Annotated in this window: 21 protein-coding genes and 1 pseudogene; 20 read left to right on the plus strand and 2 right to left on the minus strand. The window is 32.6% G+C overall.

The features are described from left to right. Positions 1–18: 18 nt before the first annotated feature. Genes C794_RS00550 through C794_RS00565 form a run of 4 tightly spaced genes read left to right on the plus strand, consistent with a single transcriptional unit; the run spans position 19 to position 1,656 of the window. On the plus strand, positions 19–240 hold the full coding sequence (locus tag C794_RS00550; RefSeq protein ID WP_017795193.1) for a hypothetical protein: 222 nt from the start codon (positions 19–21) through the stop codon (positions 238–240). Positions 241–283: 43 nt separating this feature from the next. Further along, positions 284–580, plus strand: a complete 297-nt coding sequence (locus tag C794_RS00555; protein ID WP_017795194.1) for a hypothetical protein — start codon at positions 284–286, stop codon at positions 578–580. Positions 581–599: 19 nt separating this feature from the next. After that, on the plus strand, positions 600–824 hold the full coding sequence (locus C794_RS00560) for a phage holin (protein ID WP_017795195.1): 225 nt from the start codon (positions 600–602) through the stop codon (positions 822–824). A gap of 52 nt (positions 825–876) precedes the next feature. Beyond that, complete coding sequence (locus C794_RS00565) at positions 877–1,656, plus strand: N-acetylmuramoyl-L-alanine amidase (protein WP_017795196.1); 780 nt, start codon at positions 877–879, stop codon at positions 1,654–1,656. 42 nt (positions 1,657–1,698) lie between these two features. Here the strand turns inward: C794_RS00565 and C794_RS00570 are convergent, their stop codons facing one another. Next, positions 1,699–2,094, minus strand: a complete 396-nt coding sequence (locus C794_RS00570) for a hypothetical protein (RefSeq protein WP_017795197.1) — start codon at positions 2,092–2,094, stop codon at positions 1,699–1,701. A gap of 112 nt (positions 2,095–2,206) precedes the next feature. Here C794_RS00570 and C794_RS00575 point away from each other — a divergent pair, with 112 nt between their 5' ends. The 11 genes and pseudogenes from C794_RS00575 to tlp all read left to right on the plus strand — a co-directional run bounded on the left by C794_RS00575 (position 2,207) and on the right by tlp (position 12,413). Beyond that, positions 2,207–3,196: a trypsin-like serine peptidase gene (locus C794_RS00575; RefSeq protein WP_017795198.1), complete on the plus strand. Its 990-nt coding sequence runs from the start codon at positions 2,207–2,209 to the stop codon at positions 3,194–3,196. Positions 3,197–3,855: 659 nt separating this feature from the next. Further along, complete coding sequence (locus C794_RS00580; RefSeq protein ID WP_017795199.1) at positions 3,856–4,035, plus strand: hypothetical protein; 180 nt, start codon at positions 3,856–3,858, stop codon at positions 4,033–4,035. Between the two features lie 1,097 nt (positions 4,036–5,132). Beyond that, positions 5,133–5,363, plus strand: coding sequence for a hypothetical protein (locus C794_RS00590; protein ID WP_017795201.1), 231 nt, complete (start codon positions 5,133–5,135; stop codon positions 5,361–5,363). 76 nt (positions 5,364–5,439) lie between these two features. Next, complete coding sequence (locus C794_RS00595; RefSeq protein WP_017795202.1) at positions 5,440–5,823, plus strand: hypothetical protein; 384 nt, start codon at positions 5,440–5,442, stop codon at positions 5,821–5,823. Positions 5,824–5,924: 101 nt separating this feature from the next. Continuing rightward, entirely contained in the window at positions 5,925–6,638 is a 714-nt protein-coding gene (locus tag C794_RS00600) for a hypothetical protein (protein ID WP_195891531.1), read from the plus strand. Positions 6,639–7,063: 425 nt separating this feature from the next. Next, a complete protein-coding gene (locus tag C794_RS00605; protein WP_017795204.1) occupies positions 7,064–7,588 on the plus strand; it encodes a hypothetical protein in 525 nt (174 codons plus the stop codon). Next, entirely contained in the window at positions 7,581–7,760 is a 180-nt protein-coding gene (locus C794_RS21265) for a DUF6262 family protein (protein WP_017795205.1), read from the plus strand. Before C794_RS00605 ends, C794_RS21265 begins: the two co-directional genes overlap by 8 nt. A 504-nt stretch (positions 7,761–8,264) precedes the next feature. Continuing rightward, on the plus strand, positions 8,265–9,068 hold the full coding sequence (locus tag C794_RS00615) for a hypothetical protein (RefSeq protein ID WP_017795207.1): 804 nt from the start codon (positions 8,265–8,267) through the stop codon (positions 9,066–9,068). 141 nt (positions 9,069–9,209) lie between these two features. Then, a complete protein-coding gene (locus C794_RS00620; RefSeq protein ID WP_017795208.1) occupies positions 9,210–10,106 on the plus strand; it encodes a hypothetical protein in 897 nt (298 codons plus the stop codon). Positions 10,107–10,790: 684 nt separating this feature from the next. Further along, positions 10,791–11,848: pseudogene (locus C794_RS21315) on the plus strand (ABC transporter permease); the annotation flags it as partial. A 340-nt stretch (positions 11,849–12,188) separates the two neighbouring features. After that, complete coding sequence (tlp, locus tag C794_RS00635; protein WP_017795211.1) at positions 12,189–12,413, plus strand: small acid-soluble spore protein Tlp; 225 nt, start codon at positions 12,189–12,191, stop codon at positions 12,411–12,413. Between the two features lie 162 nt (positions 12,414–12,575). On the opposite strand, the gene C794_RS00640 is transcribed toward tlp, so the two are convergent. Continuing rightward, on the minus strand, positions 12,576–13,475 hold the full coding sequence (locus C794_RS00640; RefSeq protein ID WP_017795212.1) for a YitT family protein: 900 nt from the start codon (positions 13,473–13,475) through the stop codon (positions 12,576–12,578). Positions 13,476–14,088: 613 nt separating this feature from the next. Between C794_RS00640 and C794_RS00645 the strand changes: the two genes are divergently transcribed. From C794_RS00645 to C794_RS00665, 5 genes are all read left to right on the plus strand, one after another. Beyond that, the gene (locus C794_RS00645) at positions 14,089–14,652 is read left to right on the plus strand and encodes a DUF4256 domain-containing protein (RefSeq protein WP_017795213.1); all 564 of its coding nucleotides are present in this window, start codon (positions 14,089–14,091) and stop codon (positions 14,650–14,652) included. A 313-nt stretch (positions 14,653–14,965) separates the two neighbouring features. After that, a complete protein-coding gene (locus tag C794_RS00650) occupies positions 14,966–15,298 on the plus strand; it encodes a hypothetical protein (protein WP_017795214.1) in 333 nt (110 codons plus the stop codon). 86 nt (positions 15,299–15,384) lie between these two features. Further along, on the plus strand, positions 15,385–16,791 hold the full coding sequence (gene gndA, locus C794_RS00655; RefSeq protein WP_017795215.1) for an NADP-dependent phosphogluconate dehydrogenase: 1,407 nt from the start codon (positions 15,385–15,387) through the stop codon (positions 16,789–16,791). Between the two features lie 265 nt (positions 16,792–17,056). Continuing rightward, positions 17,057–18,100 carry an NAD(P)/FAD-dependent oxidoreductase gene (locus C794_RS00660; RefSeq protein WP_017795216.1) on the plus strand — a complete coding sequence of 348 codons (1,044 nt, stop codon included), beginning with the start codon at positions 17,057–17,059 and terminating at the stop codon, positions 18,098–18,100. 229 nt (positions 18,101–18,329) lie between these two features. Further along, entirely contained in the window at positions 18,330–19,496 is a 1,167-nt protein-coding gene (locus tag C794_RS00665; RefSeq protein ID WP_017795217.1) for a GNAT family N-acetyltransferase, read from the plus strand. The last annotated feature ends 74 nt before the right edge of the window (positions 19,497–19,570 follow it).

The raw sequence follows: 19,570 nt of genomic DNA on the forward strand, positions 1-19,570 counted from the left end.
AATAAGGGAGAGGTTTAAATGGAAGGATTCCAACAAAAAATGCAAAATATGTCGAAAGAGGAGCTACAACAACAATTATTAAGATCCTTTGGAGTCATTGATAAGCTAAAAAAGCAATTAGGGCAGAAATCGGAGCATATCGCATTATTAGAGGTAGATGTAGAGAGTTTATCTTCACAGCTAAAAAAGTTACATGAAAATAACAATGATAATAAGACAAACGAGGAAAACGCTGAATAAGCGTTATTTTTATGCTCAATTTTAGGTAGTTAGGGGGTCGAGCATGCCAGAAACCAAGGAGATGGAAGAAATGAAGGAGTTTATGAACGTCCTTACAGATGTAAAAGTTTCCATGGCTGAGTTAAACGGAAAAATAGATCAATTAACAGATATGAAGGAAACCGTAGAAAAAACAAAAAAGACTGCTTCAGATGCAGATTACCGTTCGAAAAAGAATGAAAAAGATGTAGAAACCATTCAAAACAATAATAGAAGATTAATGATTGCCCTAATCACGATGATTGGGGCTTTTGTATTTCAAATTTTATATTTCTTATTAACATTTGGTATTGGAGCCTAATTGAAAGGGGGTGAAAAGCATGGATAAATCTACAATTATTCGTACTATTGCGCTTGCTATTGCATGGATCAATATGTTGCTTTCTAACTATGGGTTACAACCAATTCCAGTTGTGAGTGAAGAGATTATTGCTGAGATACTGGCAGGGGTAGCAACTGTATGGGCATGGTTCAAAAACAACTATATTACAGCACGAGGTAAAAGCCAAAAAGAAGTATTAAAACGTAATAGCTTGATCAAGTAAACACCGTTTAGGGTGTTTTTATTTTTCTTAAAATTAAAGGAGGAATTTTATAATGCCAAAGATAGCAATTGGAGCAGGACATGGATATAACACACCAGGTAAACGTACACCAGATGGTGAAAGAGAATGGTCTTTCAATGATAAAGTTGTAACTGCAGCTATTGATGAATTGAAAAATTATGAGAATGCGGAAGTATTACGTTTAGATGACCGAACAGGAAAAACGGATGTATCATTATCCACTAGAACAACTGGGGCTAATAACTTTGGTGCAGATATTTTAATTTCTTATCATCATAATGCGAATACAGGTAAGTGGGGTAGTTGGGGCGGTACCGAAACCTATTGTTACCATGGTAGTTCTGGAGGTTCTGCTTTAGCAAGGAAAATCCATCCTGTAATCGTAGATGCAATGCAATTACGTGACAGAGGAATCAAGACAGCAAATTTCCATATGTTAAGAGAATCTCGTATGCCAGCAATTTTAGTAGAAGGTGGCTTTATGGATTCCACAACAGATATTAAACGTATGCGTAGCAATAGTGTTCTTAAACAAACAGGAAAAGACTTAGCGAAGGCTATTGCCAATTATTTTAATCTTAAAAGAAAGTCCAACAGTGGAGGAAGTAATGAATATGTTGAAATCATTACTCATTCGCTATGGACTTATAACAGCGCAGATTGGGATGATAAAGCTGTTATTGTAAATAAGGGAGAAGTATTTACCGTTATTCGTGACAAGTTCAAGGTTGGCGGTGGTCATATGTACCAAATTAAGAGTGGTCTATATATTACTGCTAATTCGAAGTATGTAAGATTCTATAAAGGATAAATGAAAGGGGCCATATATATTTCATTGGCCCCTTTTATCTGTTTATTCATTTATGTTACCTACTTCGATAATAATTTCTTTATCACTTTCATTTAGTGATATTTCTTTTTCAAGTAAATGTTTATCTAAATAGTTCATTAATTGATCACCGTATTTATTATCAGTTTTTAAATATTGTGTTGTGCTATAAATTACAATACTATAGTTTATATTTTCTTCTAATTTTAGGTTTAAGGGTTTGTCTTCATATAGGAAAAATTCAGAACCAGAAGTAAAGTCCATATGCTTGGGCTTATCTAATGTAGAAATCTCCAATATATAATTTTCTTCTTCTCCATCAATTTCTATAAGCACATTCACTAAAAAGTCATCTTCAGAAGTATTACAGGAAAATAAAAGTACACTTAATAATACTATAATAATTACAACCATTCTCATTTTATCAATCCTCTCAATACTAAAAAGTGTAAAATTTGACAAAAAATTATGAATAAATTATATTATTAATAATTCTATTATACTATTAAAATATGAAAGGGGATATAATAGTATGAAACTCTATCAGAAAATATTTATCGCAATACTATTTTTATTAGCACTCCCATCAATTGTAAATGCTGAATCAGTGAATGATAATCGAATAGGTGAGTTGCCTATCGAAGATTCTTTTACTGAAAAAGAGATAGAACAATTAAAGAAGGAATTCAAAAAAAATAATGTGGAAAAGTTTTCACAAGCTAATTTATCTGAATTTTCAGATGAAGAAAATCCGACTTCTATAAGCATTAAAGGAGAAAGTGTACCTATTGAAGATAATCTTGAAATGGAATCGGCAATTAATAATGTATTATTAGAATTTGATGTGCTTTCTAAAGAACGCGTCAGAGTTACTAATACAACAGGAGCTACCCCGTACAATGCAACCACTAGAATTGCAATTTTAAGACACGATGACAAAGTTAGCTCTTGCTCTGGCTCCTATATTACTCCTACACATATATTAACAGCAGCTCATTGTGTCTATGATAAACACGCAGACTCTTTCCATAAATCCTTTGTATCTATTCCAAGTGAAAATGGATATGAAACTCCTTATGGAATGAGTAGTGCAACAAATGTTTGGATAGTAAATTCATATGTAAATGCTCCTACTCCTCCTACTCCTGGGAATATATACTATAGTGCAGTAGCATATGATTTCGCCGTTATAAAAGTAAATGGAAGTCATGGAAATCAGTTAACAACTAGTACGTGGAATACGGTTGGGACAGGGATGAATGCTATAGGGTATCCTGGGGATGAAACAGAAGTTGGCCAAAATAATAGAAGGTTATGGTATATGTATAGATCACCTGGAAACATACAGACTCTAGATAATGATTCGGGTGTTTTAGTACACGACGCTGATATTAGTGGAGGTCAAAGTGGTGGACCGATTAGAGTGGGGAGTAATACTATATCAGTTGTATCTACAACTTATTGGGGACCTTATTTTTCTAATTGGCATTTAAATATAATTGAAAGTTGGAAAGCTACTTAACAATTATTTTCATTAGTATAATAGAATTAAAAGCCCTCCTAGTGGGGGCTTTACATATTATCAGAATAGTAGTAAAATATACCTATGGTGTTATTTCTAAAAATTCTTTTTTCAGCCCACTATTTTTAGTGGGCCTTTTTTATGTCCATTTATCTGAAAAACCATATATTAAAGTGTGGTCATATTTTTCTACAATAATGCTTTTCGTGGCACATGGCTAAAGTAATTATAGAATATAAACAATATAAAATAAACAAAAAAATACAAAAAAATACAAAATTGGGTTGATTTACCAAAAAAAATTTAGTACTATATGCATGAGCCTTAATTACCAAGGAGGGGATTACATATGATAAAAGCTATTTCTTTTATCGCGGGATTTTGGTCTAGGTTTGGCTCTTAAGTAAGACATGAATTTAGAAAGGAGGAATAAGAATGTGGAGAGCTATTAAATCAGTAGCATGGTGGATTTTACCTTTGAAGAATGATTAATATTTAAATTTTGATAATTTTTATTATTAGAATCTTGGATTTATATTATTAATATGTTTTTTGGTGATAAACTATCAACAATACAGGAAAAAAGTCTAGTTTAACTTCTAGACTTTTTTCCTGTATAATGGTGGAGTAGTAAACCTAACCAACATAGGAGGAAGAGAATGAGTGACACAAAAGATTATAAGATATTTAAACTTGTCTTTCATATTATTATCTTAATTGTAGCAGTAGGGGTAATTACTGCTTATGCAATAGACGGGCAGTTGGGGTATATAATATTTGGTATATTAATAGCTGTTGGAAGTGCATTTTCTATTTTTAAAGAACTTAGAAAAAATTGACTAGTTAGCTTATTATTGATAAAGCAATAATTATTTTGTTGTATCCTTTTTTAGTCGATACTTTATACTTAGATGGCAATGTATTCTTCAATACAATTTTATATACTTGGGTGTTATAAGTCTTAGTTGCCTAAGACTTATTTAAACAACTTCCCCTATTCCTTTACCTGCTATACGTCCAGTAATTCGTCTTCCAATTCGCTTACCTATTTTCCCCTTACTTACAGCATCAACATCGTTTCAAATCCTCAACATTTTATATATCTTCGACTTTAAACTCATTTAATAACCTCCCTCTAAGTTTATTTACAAATATATCTATATAAAGAGAAGAAACCACCTATATATGAATTATTTGAACTCATTAGTTTTAAGAATTCAGAATAAAGGTAATCCTTTAAAAAATTAGTTCAGTATGTTAAGGTGAAGTCGTAAAAAAATTAGGAGGGTTTAATATCTGAGCTATATCTTCCAGAATTCTGATCAGTTTCGTCTCTCCAAGCTCATCTTTCATTAGATATTGCAAAGTTTAATATACAAAATTGGTATCTAAGATCTCAGATAGTAGGCTATCCAGACGGTTCTTACGACTATACGGATTATAATTAATATAACAAATAAACAGCATTGGAGTTGACTTTTGATGTTATGGTTAATCTTATTGTCTATATTCGTATTAGGGTGCTTTCTTATATTTAGAAGTAAAACACGTGGATACAAAATTCTCGGGTATGTTATAGTTGGATGCTCTTTAGCTTTCTCAATAGTCGTTGTATCTAGTATGGGTGTTAAAACTGATAATATAATAGAGGATGAACCTACAATTATTACTGATTAAAATAAACAAAGATTGTACAACTAATTGTACAATCTTTTCATTAATATAAAGTATTATTCAAATTATGATTACCACAATATAAAAGGTTACGTGGATAAGATAAATTATCAAGATAAGTATGTTTCTGTAGTCAAAAAAGTAAGCTCAATGACTATACAAGAATAAATTTTAATGTGATTTTAGAAGTTACTATACTATAGAAGGAAAATCTCTGTTTTTATAGAATTTAGGTATACATAACTATAATGAGGGGGATTTTATGGCGACTTTATTGGGTTCATATTGGTGTGGATGTTGTAAAAAAGAATTGAAATCAAAAGATGGTGTCATTGTTGGAAATTTAAGGACAATGGTACATATTAAATGTTTATCCAATGCAGAGGATGAAATAGACAGAGGATATGTGGAAGACATGATACTTAAATATATTTTGGCGAGCCACTCGAATAAGAGTGGCTTATTTATATACTTATTACATAGAGATATTTAACTATTTCAAAAGGCATTTAATTTGTATTATTCCGATATGTTACACTATTACATAAGCTAATATTGGAGGGTGCTTTATGAAAAAATTAATACTATTTCTAGTACTATCTAGTGTCATATTTGCTGGTTGTAATAATGGTGAAGACATAACCGGTGAAGAAAAAAAAGTTATAAAAACAGGAGATAGTGAGAATTGGCATGTAGATCTAATCGAAAAGAAAGGTGAAATAGGTGGAGAAATTGTTGTAACTCCAGCTAATAATTTAAATCAGATTGAAGATTTCTCTGTAAATATAGATCTTGGCGATTCTAGATTAGAATATTCGAAAAGTGAACTTGAAAAAGATTCTAAAATAAATATTTCAATCTCAGAAAACGAACTCCCATTATATAAAGATAATTCGTTTCAATTAGATATATTCTGGAACGATAATGAAAAGGAAGAATTAATTTTGGAATAATTTGACATAATTTAAATTTTATGACAATATGGTGACAAATATTACAAAAAGGAGGAATTTTTTTCAAAAAAGTAAGCACTTTGTTACTAAGTTTTGTCGTAATGTTAGTTTGGGTTTCCGGAGTAAGTGCCAACGAAAATCCTCAAGAAGTTAAATTAAGTGAAAAAGATGTTTTTGGTAAAGATGTTGAAGAAGTGATTAAGGAAGTAAAGGAAGGAAATTCGGATTTATCAACCTTTGATCGACAGTTAGAAGAAGAAGCAGAGCTGAAAGTTGAAGGTGAAAATGGTGAACTTGAAATTCCTGTTCAAGCAAACACTAAGGAACTAAATACTATACAAAAGAACAGTGGAACTAAATCCTATGAAACTACTATAGTTGGTGAGGTTTCAGAAGCTGAATTGGCAGTTACTGGGAGTCAAGAAAAGGAAGATAGTGGTCAAGGAGCTAGTGTAGTAAGTAGAGTTAATTGGACTGAATCTAATATTGGTGGTATAACACATTATTCACTTGATTCGGCTTCAGCTGAATATACGGTAAGCAGTGGATATTCCATTTCTGGGGAACAAATGACATATGGACAATCTGGACCTACAAGAGCTTCCGGATATGATTGTTCCGCATATTGTACACAACAGAATACTATATATTATAATGAAGCAATTTGGTATAATATAGATGTTCATCATGATTGGGCGCCAGTCACTGATACTTTCCAAGCGGTTACCGGAGTTACAGTAAATGCAACAATTAGCGATGGTTCTGATAGCTGGAATTTATCTTTATTTAACCATGTATTTTTAAATTGGGGTTAATAATAATATCCCATAAAAACCTGTGGATAACTAAACATAATACACACACAATACACAAAACAAAGCTAAAGCCTATGTTTCATCATAATCAACAGTTCTCAAAACGTTAATAAACCAACGTTCAAAGGCTCTTTTCACTTATGTGGAAAGGGTCTTTTTTTGGTGTAATTAAGTTTTGTAGAATTGATGTGAAAGGCTTATTTGTTTTACTATACTTACTATAAATGTAATAGGGCTTTCATGGTTGGTGGTTCGCCCCTTTTTGAGAAGGGGTGATACTAATCGCTATTAATTTTCTTTCCTTTTTTCCGCAAGGGTTTTCCTTTTTTATGTAAAAATGTCTTATAGTCCTTTAGCAGATTATCTTTTGGTACATCCATAAAAGAAGAAATATGAGAATACTTATTTTCAATGAAGGTAACGAGATGTTTTATAATACTTCCTCGACACAAATACATGATAAAACCCTTAGGAATGAGTGGGAAAGGACCAGACAAGCTGGTGCGATCAGGCTTGATCTTCAAGGTGAGGTGATTACGGCTGATTTGAAACAGCAAGCTGAAGAAAATGGATTAGAACTCGAATGGATACGACATAACATGGATTCTATACGGTTAGATCATGGATTTTGTGTGAAAAGCCCAAAAGTGAGTTGCGAATTTTTAAACCAAACAATTGAGCCACCTTGTATCAAAAATAATTGTCGTAGCTTCCATGTGGACCAAACATTCTTATCCTATTATGAAGAGCAGATTGCCAAGATTGTATCAGATATAAAGATTTATAAGAAAACTGGAAGAACACGCTCGATTGAAATTATTGAACCTAAGCTAAAAAGATATCAAGATATAGTTGACGGGCTAAAAAAAGGTGAAAATATATATGGCTTAGATAAAAGGAGACGTGAATACGTCGAAGAGGAACGTGAGGAGATAAATTCTAATGGCTAATAAAGCTCCAAACACAGAAGGTATTTTAAAACACTGGAAAGGGAAGACAGAATATTCCATACAAAAGGTAGATGAAGCATTAAAATATATGATTAAAAATCAGTTAAATATTAATTTTAATTCGGTTGCTGAACAGGCAAAAGTATCTAAAGGATTTTTATATAAGAATTAAAGGTTACGTTCAAGAATAGAAACATTACGCAAACAACAAGAAGGATTATCATCTGGTAAACAGGTGAAGCGAAACATAAGTGACGCATCAAAGGATGTTATTATTGCTTCCCTACGGGAACGCTTAAAGGGGTTAGAACAAGAAAATAAAGAGCTTAAAGAGAAAGTAAAGATTCAATTTGGGAAAATATATGATAAAATCTAGATTAACGTTTTTTTCGTTGGAGAATGCCAGAAAAAGGCTTATATACAACGAAAGGTGTTCAACAATCGGGCCATTTAATGGCATAAATAATCAATGGTTATATTAAATAAAACCAGGTTTGTATTTTGTTGGATGGAATGAAGGTTGAATTGAAAATCACAACTCAATAATATATTATGTTATACTCATACTGATTAAGAAAGGAAGGAGCATTATACATGTGTTGCTCTTGTTGTTCAGTAGTTGATAAATCCCTTATCTGAAAAGGAAATTATTAGATTTAGATAAGGAGATTGAGATATGTTAATTCAAAATATAATTATTCAAACTGTTAGAGAGAAATGTATTGAAGATGAATTGGTTTCAGCGTGTATGATGTATGGATCTTTCACAAAAGGTGAAGGAGATCAGTATTCTGATGTTGAGTTTTATATATTCATTGAAGATGATGAGATAGAGAATTTTAGCTCAAGACATTGGGTCTCTGAAGTTTATCCAGTTGACTTGATCTTTTACAATGAGTATGGAACAGAGGTAGTGATTTTTTCAAATATGATTCGTGGAGAGTTCCATTTTCTTCCTGTATCAAAAATAGAAGTCATAAAAAGTTTTAAACCTACTGGAGTGTTTCCAGATACTGAGTCTATGTATATTTACGATTCTACAGAGCAATTAAAGCCTTTACTTGATGATTTAGGTGGAGCTGGGCCAGATCGAATGACTGATGAGAATGTTAACTTCGCTTTTAATAACTTCGTGAATGCTTGGATGATGGGTGTAAACGTGATGAAAAGAGGAGAGTTAGCACGTTCTCTGGAGGCTTTAACCCATGTGCAAAAGTTTATATTACAATTGATAAGGGTAAAGGAAAATACGGTTGAACGATGGTTAAACAGTACAAAAAATTTGGAAGAAGATATAAGTACAGAGTCGTATAAAGACTATGTATCAGTAACCTCAAAATTAAAAGAAAATGAGATGAAAACTGCTTATAAGAATGCGTTGAATATAGTTGAAGTACTCAATGAAATGCTGAGTTCTCTTTATATGGTTGATGTAGACAAAGATTTAATTAGTAAGCTTTACAGCTACCTCAATGAATAAAACAAGTATCAAAAGTTCATTGTTTATAAACAGTGAACTTTTCAATTAACGGGCGCTTTTCTGGAATAAAGATCAGAGCCCATTGTACATCAGAGCGAGTTTCTGGAATATACCTATAATGCAATTAGGTGGTAGACAAATATGCAAATTATTATAAAGGAATACGATAAGACAGACGCAGTACAATTAAAAAATCTGTTAGATTTATCCTTTGAAGATGAAGGTTTACTCAGTATAGTAAAGAATTCTAAATTCAAATTTGCATACTCCGCATTTATTAATGATAAATTAGTAGGAGTAATTTTTGGATGGGAAAGTAGTTTTCATCCATATTGTATTTACTTTCGAATTTTAAGCAACTTATTTTATAAGATGGATGATGTAGAAGAAAAATTACTATCCAAGGTTGAAAGCTCGGTAACAATCGAATCTCCAATGCAAACATCCATTTGGGAAACTTCAATTAACGTAAAAAATATTTATGAGAGAAATGGATTTAAGGAAATTAGAAGAACGTTTATGCCGGTGCTACAGGTATCTGACTTTAAAGAGGAAGTTTTACCATTTAATGATAAAAATAATTATATGATCAAAACATTATCGGAGATCTCACCAAACAATGAATTGATGGAGAAATTATCACTTGTTGTTAGAAGAAACTATGAGGAAACACATAAAGAGAATCCGGTAGTAGATATGGAACCTGATGGATGGAAAAAGTTAATTTTAGCAGATGACACAGTCTTTGATGGCAGTTATCTTTTTTTAGACACAAGTGGAAAAAAGATATTAGCATATTCTTTTCTACACGAATCAGACGTTGAAAATTTGTATGAACTAGGCTGGTGTGGTTGCTCGAATAAGCAATTCAAAAGATTAATTCCACAACTCATACTCCAACAAATAAAATATTCTATTAATCAAAACGTAAGGTCTATTGTAGGTGAATTTGATACAACCGATAGTTACGCGATGGAAGTATTAAAGACATTTCCTTTTGCCCCTTGTCCTGCTTGGATTACTTATCAAAAGAAGTAGGTTGAACAAAAAGTACTATTCCATTAACGGGCGCGATTGTGGCATAACGAAAACACAATAGCCATTAAAAAAAAGGGGATAACGGGGGATAAATTTATTCTTTGAATACATAGATCCAATGATATAACATCTTTTAATTCACACTTTTTATAAAAAAGGTATTGATAAAATGGTGATGATCGGAACCTTAATAATAGCCATACTGTCGTAACAAAAAAGGAAAGAGGTTATATTTAGGGAGAAATAACTCCCTTTTTTCTTCAAGATATAATTGTTTTTGCCGTTTAATAAATGTAGATTTCGGTAGTATTATTAGGGTAAATGTATGGGGTATTGCATATTGAGGTATTTTTATTCAATAAATTCCTTTAAGCTTCAACGGGTAGGTGTCAATGAAGGATTATTTGTTCTTTGTAGCGAATATAAGGAGTATAAACTCAAATAAGGTCGGAGAAAAATGGAGTAGGTTCATATCATTGGTACCCATTTATGCGAGTATGCAATTCAATTCTTTAAAACAATAATGATAAAGAATACAATCTTCGTGTGCCATTAAAATATTTTTCAATGAAAGTATGGGGTATTAATGGATATAAAAACATTATGGTGTTTAAGGGTTCAGGAATTTTATAGAAAGATGTTTAGGTACTATTCAATAATTGGCCAAAGTGCTATTATTTTAATTTATTTCTTCAGTGGATACCTCCTCAAATATCTGTTGAAGTAATCTTATCATTATTTATAACCTTTATTTTAATACAGCCAAAAGTTCGTACATTTATCAAAAGGGCAGATATAATCTTTTTGTTGCTATTAGAAATGAAATTGAAGCCGTATTTTATTAAATCAGTTGTATATAGTATTGTTATTGATGTAATTAAATCGCTTAGTTTAATTATCATTTTACTATCCCTATTTTTATACACAACGAATATAAGTCTTCCAATCTTCTTTGTTATAATGGGGATTGTTTCTTATAACATTTTAATGAAGTGGATTGAACAATGGTTAGAGAATCGTGTACAACTTGTGTTACATAGGTTGAATAAGTTTTTTTCAATATACTTAATGTGTTATTTTTTGTTTAAAAATGATTGGATTTTTGAACTTACTTTAATGAGTATAAATTTCGTCTATTTAATTTACTTTATAGGAAAAAAAGAAATTTGAATTGGCAGTGGCTAATAGATGAAGAAGAAAGTGCCTTATTAGGAAATTTTAAATTTATTAATTTTTTCATGGATTTCCCTGGTCTTAAACGTTCTTTTCGGAGTAGACGTTGGCTCACTATTATTCTGAAAAGGTGTATCCCATATAGTCAGAGTAGTACATTCATATATTTATACTCACACTTGTTTGTAAGATACAATGATTACTTTTACCTTTATTTAAGACTGACTGTAATTGGCATATTTGTTAATTATGCAATGTCAACAAGTGGGTGGGTTTTTAATCTTCTAATTCTATTTATGACAGGATTTCAAGTAATTCCTTTGCAACATGAGATGAAACAAACTGTTTTACTTTATCCTGTTCCTAAATCCCAGAGAAAGGATTCTTTCTTAAAGTTTGTCTCGGTTATATTATATATACAATTTTTTATTCTATATTTCGCAATGTTCATCCATACTTCTACTTCTAAAATATACTCTCTTGTAATTGGAACTTTATTTGTTTATGTATTTGTAAACTTCTTTATATCAAAGAGGGTCAATGTCTCAGGTAGTGCATTTAACGAATAGCTCGGTATTCAACTAGCATTTATCGTTTTGGTTTAAATTGGTTCACGTAATGTCAATTTCAATCCTTTTTCATACATTTTCATCCATATAATAATTGCCAAAACGTTGATATAAATGGATTACGATGGAATCAATATACTTAAAATTTATCTGTATATTTCCCAAAACGTTAAGTTTTTGGAATATCAGAAAACCCTCAACTCTTATAGTGGGGGATTTTTACTTTGTATAATAACTTTTCCATATTAATAAAAGTTTATGTCATAATACGTTTCTTCATAAGAATATATTTCAAGGTTATGGAAAAAATACTCCTGAATATTACTGAAGGAGGGATAGTATGACTCATCCGAAACCAGATGATAGATCTGATAACGTTGAAAAGATTCAGAATACCATCGACCACACTTTAGAAAATCTTAATGAATCAAAAGATTACATTAATGCTCACTCAGAGGAACTAAGCAGTAAAGAAAAAGAAGAATTATTGAGTAAAAATGAAAGAAGAAAAGAAAGTGTAGATGGATTACGTTCAGAAATAAAAGATGAAGCTGATTCACAATAAAGTGAAACTTCTTTCAGTAGAGGCATTATTGTCTGTTACATGAGGGATAAAACAGTGTCTTAAGACAGTAAATTGGAAACCAAACTATAGCCTCGATAAATTATATCTTGGATTGTAGTTTGGTTTCTTAATAATTGTGTTCCGCGAACATAAAAAGAGTCGTTACATATTCTCTTCATCAGCTTGGTTTTTATAATATCGTTGTTCTATTTTATTGTCTCGGAACGTTTTCTGTCCAGGGTGATGAGCTTCTGCGAAACTTCCGCCAGTAACGTCTTTTACTGTGTGCACTACGGTAAATGCCGTCTCATCAATACTTTGAACGAGCTTCTTTAAGTAAAATAGACGTTGTTTGGGGATAGCTACATAAATTAAATTTTCTTCGATACCATCATCATTCTTTTTGGCCGTTAATACAGTTGTATGGGCACCAAGGTTAGTTTGAATGGCTTTTTCGACTTCTTCAGTTTTTTGAGAGAAAATATGAACTACTTTCTTTGATTCAAAACCTTCTAATACATAGTCTGTTACTCTTTTTCCTATGAATAATGCAAGTATTGTATACATCGTATATAAAGGTCCAATTACAAAAACACCAGAAATAACTATAGCTGCATCGAGTACAAAGTTCGTACCGGTTAATTCCCAGCCAAACTTGTAATTTAACATTCGCGCAATGGTCGATGTTCCTCCAGTGGTACTTCCTGACCGGAAAATTAATCCAAAACCAATCCCGGTAAACACCCCAGTAAATAACGCTGCCAATAGTGGATCTGGTATTCCTGAAACGGAGTCTTCTAAAATGTATATAAAAATAGAAAAGAGTGGGATGGTTACGATTGATTTCACAATCATATCTTTAGGTAAGTAACGATACCCTATAAGAAGTGTTGCTGCATTTATAATGAAGGTAGTAAGAGCGGGAGATATTCCTATTCCATGATACATAAGCAATGCAAGACCTGGAACACCACCTTCAGCAAGGGAATTTGGCATTGCAAAAATTGCTACGGAAACCGCAAAGAAAAATGTACCTATAATCAAAAACAAATAATTCTTCATATAAGAGTGTCCACCTTTTACCTAAGTTCAATAGGATGCAATTCATTGTACCATACTAGTACCAGCGATACGAGATATCATTTATAAGTCATTTTGTACACTGGAAAGAATTTAAAAGAAAAGCGCATAGAGTAGTTAATGGACCATTACTATAGTTAGTTAAAAATGTTTATTTTACTATGAACCTTGTTTAATCGATTCAGTTCTTTTAATCATAATATGTATTATGATAGGAGGGCATAGAATGTGTTGTAACAAGAAGGAACACTATACTTGTCTACAAAAAAGAGAATCAGTATAGTTTTATAACTGAGAGGTACATAATTATAAATAGAGTTAGCTAGCGATCCTTAAGTTGATTATAGAATTGTTGCAAGTTAGTCAATGTTTAGTATTAATTTAAATAACAATTTAATTTTCATAATGTTAAACTATATTTAGCAAGATACTATATTTGGCTTTTATCAGCTAAATCAAATACTTTGATAAGAAAGATATAATTTTAATACTGTTCTAATATCTAAATTAGTTCGGTTAGTTTAATATATCTCCTAATTGCAATATAGATTAATCAATGTTTTAAAAAAGTATATTCTTGAAAGGGGAAATAAATTTGACTAATAGTAAGACATTATCGCCAGAACAACAAGTAGAATTAATAGAAACGTTAAAAGTACGGTTTGAAAAGAATCCGAATCGACATAAAAATATAGAATGGGAAAATGTACAAGCAAGGCTAGAAGCGAATAGTGATAAGCTTTGGTCTCTCTATGAAATGGAAAGAACAGAAGGCGAGCCGGATGTAATTGAATATGACCAAGAAAGTGATGAATATATTTTTTATGATTGTTCTAAAGAGAGTCCCAAGGGGCGTAGAAGTATTTGCTATGATCGTGAAGCGTTAGAATCAAGAAAAAAGCATCAACCAGATAATAGTGCGATTGACGTTGCTACTGAGATGGGTATTGAGCTATTAAATGAACAACAATATCGCTTATTACAAGAGCTTGGTAACTTTGATATGAAAACATCAAGTTGGATAAAAACTCCTTCTGATATTCGTGAAGCCGGAGGCGCTATATTTTGTGATTATCGTTATGGACATGTGTTTGTCTATCATAATGGAGCTTCCTCTTATTATGGTTCAAGAGGTTTTCGTGGTTTAGTACGGGTGTAATTGTAGTGATTAATTTCTTCTAGTCTTCTAAAAGATAGTTAATTCTGACCTTTGTTCCTATTTTTTATATAAAGTATTATATTATCAATCAGTATGAAGATAATTAAGCTAATATTTAATTTTAACTATGTATATCTTTTATCCTGCATGTAGAGAAAAGTAAACTCCGAATTCAAGACTATGAGGCTTAAGTGAAAGAGATAAATGGAGGGAAGACCGAAACTCTCATTAAATGAAGTTTTACTTAATTTGGTTAATGTATAATTAATTATCCAGAATACTCATTTATACAATAGAATTTGAGGAGATAGTAATGAAGAAGCGAATTATTTCCATTACGGTAGTAACTATAATTTTTAGTGCATTGATTGTATATTCAAGGTTGTTTGTTTATGGGAATTCCAGTTCAAACCATGACTTTCCTATACCAAAAGCTGCTGACTTAATAAATACGAATCAACATAGCGAAATTGATAATTGGATTAAAGCATCCGAAGAAAATGGGGTTCCATCAAGTTACATGGACTTTATCGAACAAGCAGGATGGGAAGAAGGAGCTCGGGAAGGTGCGGCTGTTTACTATACAAAAGGGGATCACACAGTCGAGGTAATCTCTACTACAAACCAACTGACTATAATTTATTAATGCGGATATTGGTTTCCTACTACTAAATTCGCTATAATAGGGAATGATTCATTTCAAAATAATTATAGAGAGGAAATGATGAGTTGATGAAACAACAAATCGGAGTTATCGGCTTAGCCGTTATGGGAAAAAATATCGCACTTAACATGGAAAGCAAAGGTTTTTCCGTAGCAGTTTTTAATCGCTCTTACGAGAAGACAGAAAACTTCTTAGCAAATGAAGCAAGCGGAAAAAACTTTGTTGGTGCAAAAACAATCGAAGAATTTGTAGATTCTTTAGAAAAACCACGTAAAATCATGTTGATGGTAAAAGCTGGTCCAGCAACGGATGCTACCATTGAATCATTGAAGCCACATCTTGATAAAGGAGACATTCTTATCGATGGTGGAAATACATTATATGAAGATACAATTCGTCGTAATAAAGAATTAGATGAATCAGGTATTCATTTCATTGGTACAGGAGTATCTGGTGGAGAAGAGGGAGCGTTAAATGGTCCGTCGATTATGCCGGGTGGACAAGCAGAAGCATATAAATTAGTTGCTCCTATTTTTGAAGCTATTTCCGCAAAAGTTGATCATGATCCATGTGTAACATATATTGGACCAAATGGCGCGGGACACTTTGTGAAAATGGTTCATAATGGAATTGAATATGGAGATATGCAACTAATCGCAGAAGCATATGATTTAATGAAAAATGTTCTAGGACTAGATGCGACTGAGCTTCATAACGTATTCAAGGATTGGAATGATGGAGAATTAGACAGTTATCTGATTGAAATTACTGCAGATATCTTCACTAAAGTGGACGAAGAGACCGGGAAGCCACTGGTGGAAGTAATTCTAGATAAAGCAGGTCAAAAAGGGACTGGAAAATGGACAAGTAAGAATGCACTTGATTTAGGAGTGCCACTTCCGTTAATTACTGAGTCCGTGTTTGCACGTTTTATTTCTTCCTTAAAAGATGAACGTGTTCGTGCAAGCAAAGAATTAAATGGACCGACGAATGTATTATTAGATGAAAGTAAAGAGGAGCTTATTGAAGCAATCCGTCAAGCACTTTACATGAGTAAAATCGTATCTTATGCGCAAGGATTTGCTCAAATGCGAGCAGCTTCCGATGAGTATGATTGGAACTTGAGCTATGGTGATATCGCGATGATTTGGCGCGGAGGGTGTATTATTCGTGCGAAGTTCTTACAAAAGATCAAAGATGCCTATGACAGAGATGCTCAATTACCGAACTTAATGCTCGACTCTTATTTCAAGGAAATTGTAGAAGGTTACCAGTCTTCATTACGAAAAGTTGTATCCCTAGCGGTTGCGCATGGTATTGCGGTTCCAACGTTATCAAGTGCAATTGCGTACTATGATAGTTATCGCTCAGAAGATTTACCAGCAAATCTTATTCAAGCACAGCGTGACTACTTTGGTGCACATACGTATGAGCGAAAAGATAAAGAAGGTGTGTTCCACTCTCAGTGGTTTTAATCGTTAAAACAAAAAGGATCTGATTAACATTATGTTAAACCAGGTTCTTTTTTCTGTCTTTTGCATAGATAAGAATGATGCATCAAAGAAATTATACACGTGTAAGGCTGTCCGAAGAGTTTCTACTTGTATAAGGTGTAAAATTTTTTTATTCTAAAAGATTGAAAACGATTCTCATTATCATTATAATGACAATTAAGAGGTTTTATCATTATAGTTTAACTAAAATTTAGTTCTTCATATCTTTTAGGGGGTTGAATAGCAAATGGAAGTCTTTGACGTTACGATTGTTGGTGGTGGTCCAGCTGGTTTATATTCTGCTTTTTATAGTGGTTTAAGAGAAATGAAAACAAAAATCATTGATTATCAGGCAGAATTAGGTGGAAAGGTGCATATTTATCCTGAGAAAGTCATTTGGGATATTGGTGGATTAACTCCAATGTCAGGTGAAAACGTGATAAAGCAAATGGTAGAACAAGCAATGACGTTTGATCCAACTGTTGTGTTAAATGAAAAAGTCGAATCCATTGATAAAAATGAGATGGGATTATTTCAATTACATACCGCATCTGGAGAGATTCATTATTCAAAGACAATCATTGTAGCAGTTGGTGGCGGCATTCTACACCCTAAAAGATTAAATATAGAAGGTGCAGAAAAATATGAAGTGACGAATCTAAACTATAAAATAACATCTTTACAACGTTACAAAGATAAACGAGTAATTATCTCTGGTGGCGGAAATTCTGCCGTTGACTGGGCAAACGAGCTAGTTGATATTGCGAAAAGTGTTTATCTGACATATCGTAAGGATGTTTTGTCCGGACATGAAGCACAAGTGACAAAACTAATGCAAAGTTCAGCGGAATGTTACTTTAATTGTTCAATCACAAAACTTATCTCTGAAAATAATCAGTCTATCGAACACGTGGAGTTAACTAATCATGAATCTGGAGATATCTTAGCCCTTCCAATTGATGAGGTCATCATAAATCATGGATATGACAGAGATATTGATTTGCTAGACAATAGTCCCTCCCTAGGAATAGAGATAAAAGATGGTTACTTTGTGGCGGGTTCGCCAAATAGCGAATCCTCCGTCCCTGGAATATATGCAGCTGGAGATATACTTCATCATGAAGGGAAGCTTCATTTAATTGCAGGTGCTTTTCAAGATGCTGCAAATGCAGTAAACCAAGCGAAAAAGTATATTGACCCAATGGCAAATAACTTTGCGATGGTATCTTCCCACAATGAAATGTTCAAAGAACGTAATGAAAAGATTAAAGCATCAGCTGCAACTGTATAAAGGGAAACTGTACGCTGTAGCTCTCACGAGTGACTGATGAGTCTCTAAGTATTCTATTCTCAACTAGGATACAAGAGTAATTTAATATCTTCCCAACACAAATTTTCATGTAGTATTTTTAGAGACATGCAGAGTTTTTCTGCATGTCTTTTAATTTAACTTAAATAATTTCACTTTTTATTGTAGTATGAAAAAGTAATCGAATTTTTCAAAAAAGGGGGATTCTCCATTGTTAAAAAAGCTATCTTCACAAAATGATGAAATCTATCAATTATCGGCATTTGCATTTCAGTATGAATTAACACCGGAAAGATTAGAAGAAAGAAAAAAGGAAAAACGAAAGGAAGCAGTATGGGGTTGGATGGAAGATGATCGTTTGGCAGCAAAGCTTCATATCGTTCCTTTAGAAGTCTCTGTACATGGTAAGCCAATTAAAATGGGAGGTATATCTTCAGTTGCTACGTGGCCAGAATTTCGTCGAAAAGGCATTGTGCGAAAATTACTTCAACATGCTTTGCAGGAAATGAAGAAGGAAGGACAAGTACTATCCTACTTACATCCATTCTCTATACCATTTTATCGTCGGTTTGGTTGGGAGATTACCTTTGATGAGAAGGAATACATTATTCCAATGCATCATTTTAAAAGAGATTGGCAGCTAGATAGTGGTATGATACGACGAATGCAGAATAATGATGTTACATCGATAGTAGAAACAATTTATGAAAAATATACAAAACAATTTAACGGAATGCTTCTGAGAGATCTCCACTGGTGGGAGCATAAAATTTTATCTAAAGAGAAGTTAATTGCCGTTAGCTATGATCCACAAGGCGAACCAGATGGATATATTCTGTATGAAGTTAAGAAAAATATACTAGAAGTAGAGGAACTCATACACCTTACGCTAGCGAGTAGACAACGTTTACTCCACTTTATTTCGAATCATGACTCTATGGCAAAAGAAGTAAAAATGGTTGCTGCTGGTCACGATGCACTGCCATTATTATTGGATGATCCACGTTTTGAACAAAAAGTCAGCCCGTATTTTATGGCAAGAATTGTCGATGTCTCTAAATTTCTACAGCAATATCCATTTTTAGCACCTATGGGAGATTTAACAATTAATTTGGAGATTATAGATGATTTTGTAGAATCAAATTCTGGCACGTATCGACTAGAAAGTAATAATAAACAGATCTATGTAGAAAAGAAGTCTAAAGAAGCAACTTTATCGGTTTCCATCACGATACAACAGTTAGCATCGATTTTATTAGGGTACAAACGTCCGATAGAGTTAATGGAGATAGGTCTAATCCAAGGAGAGCAACAACAAATTGAAACACTTGACCGCATAATTCCACAAACCAAACCATATTTTGCTGACTTTTTCTAATAGGTCTTCACGACTATTGTTGTCAAATTAATGAAAATTTCATAGTATTTCATCAGTTATTAAGGTAAAATGAC

Origin of the sequence: Oceanobacillus kimchii X50 (assembly GCF_000340475.1) — a bacterium.
GTDB lineage: Bacteria > Bacillota > Bacilli > Bacillales > Amphibacillaceae > Oceanobacillus > Oceanobacillus kimchii.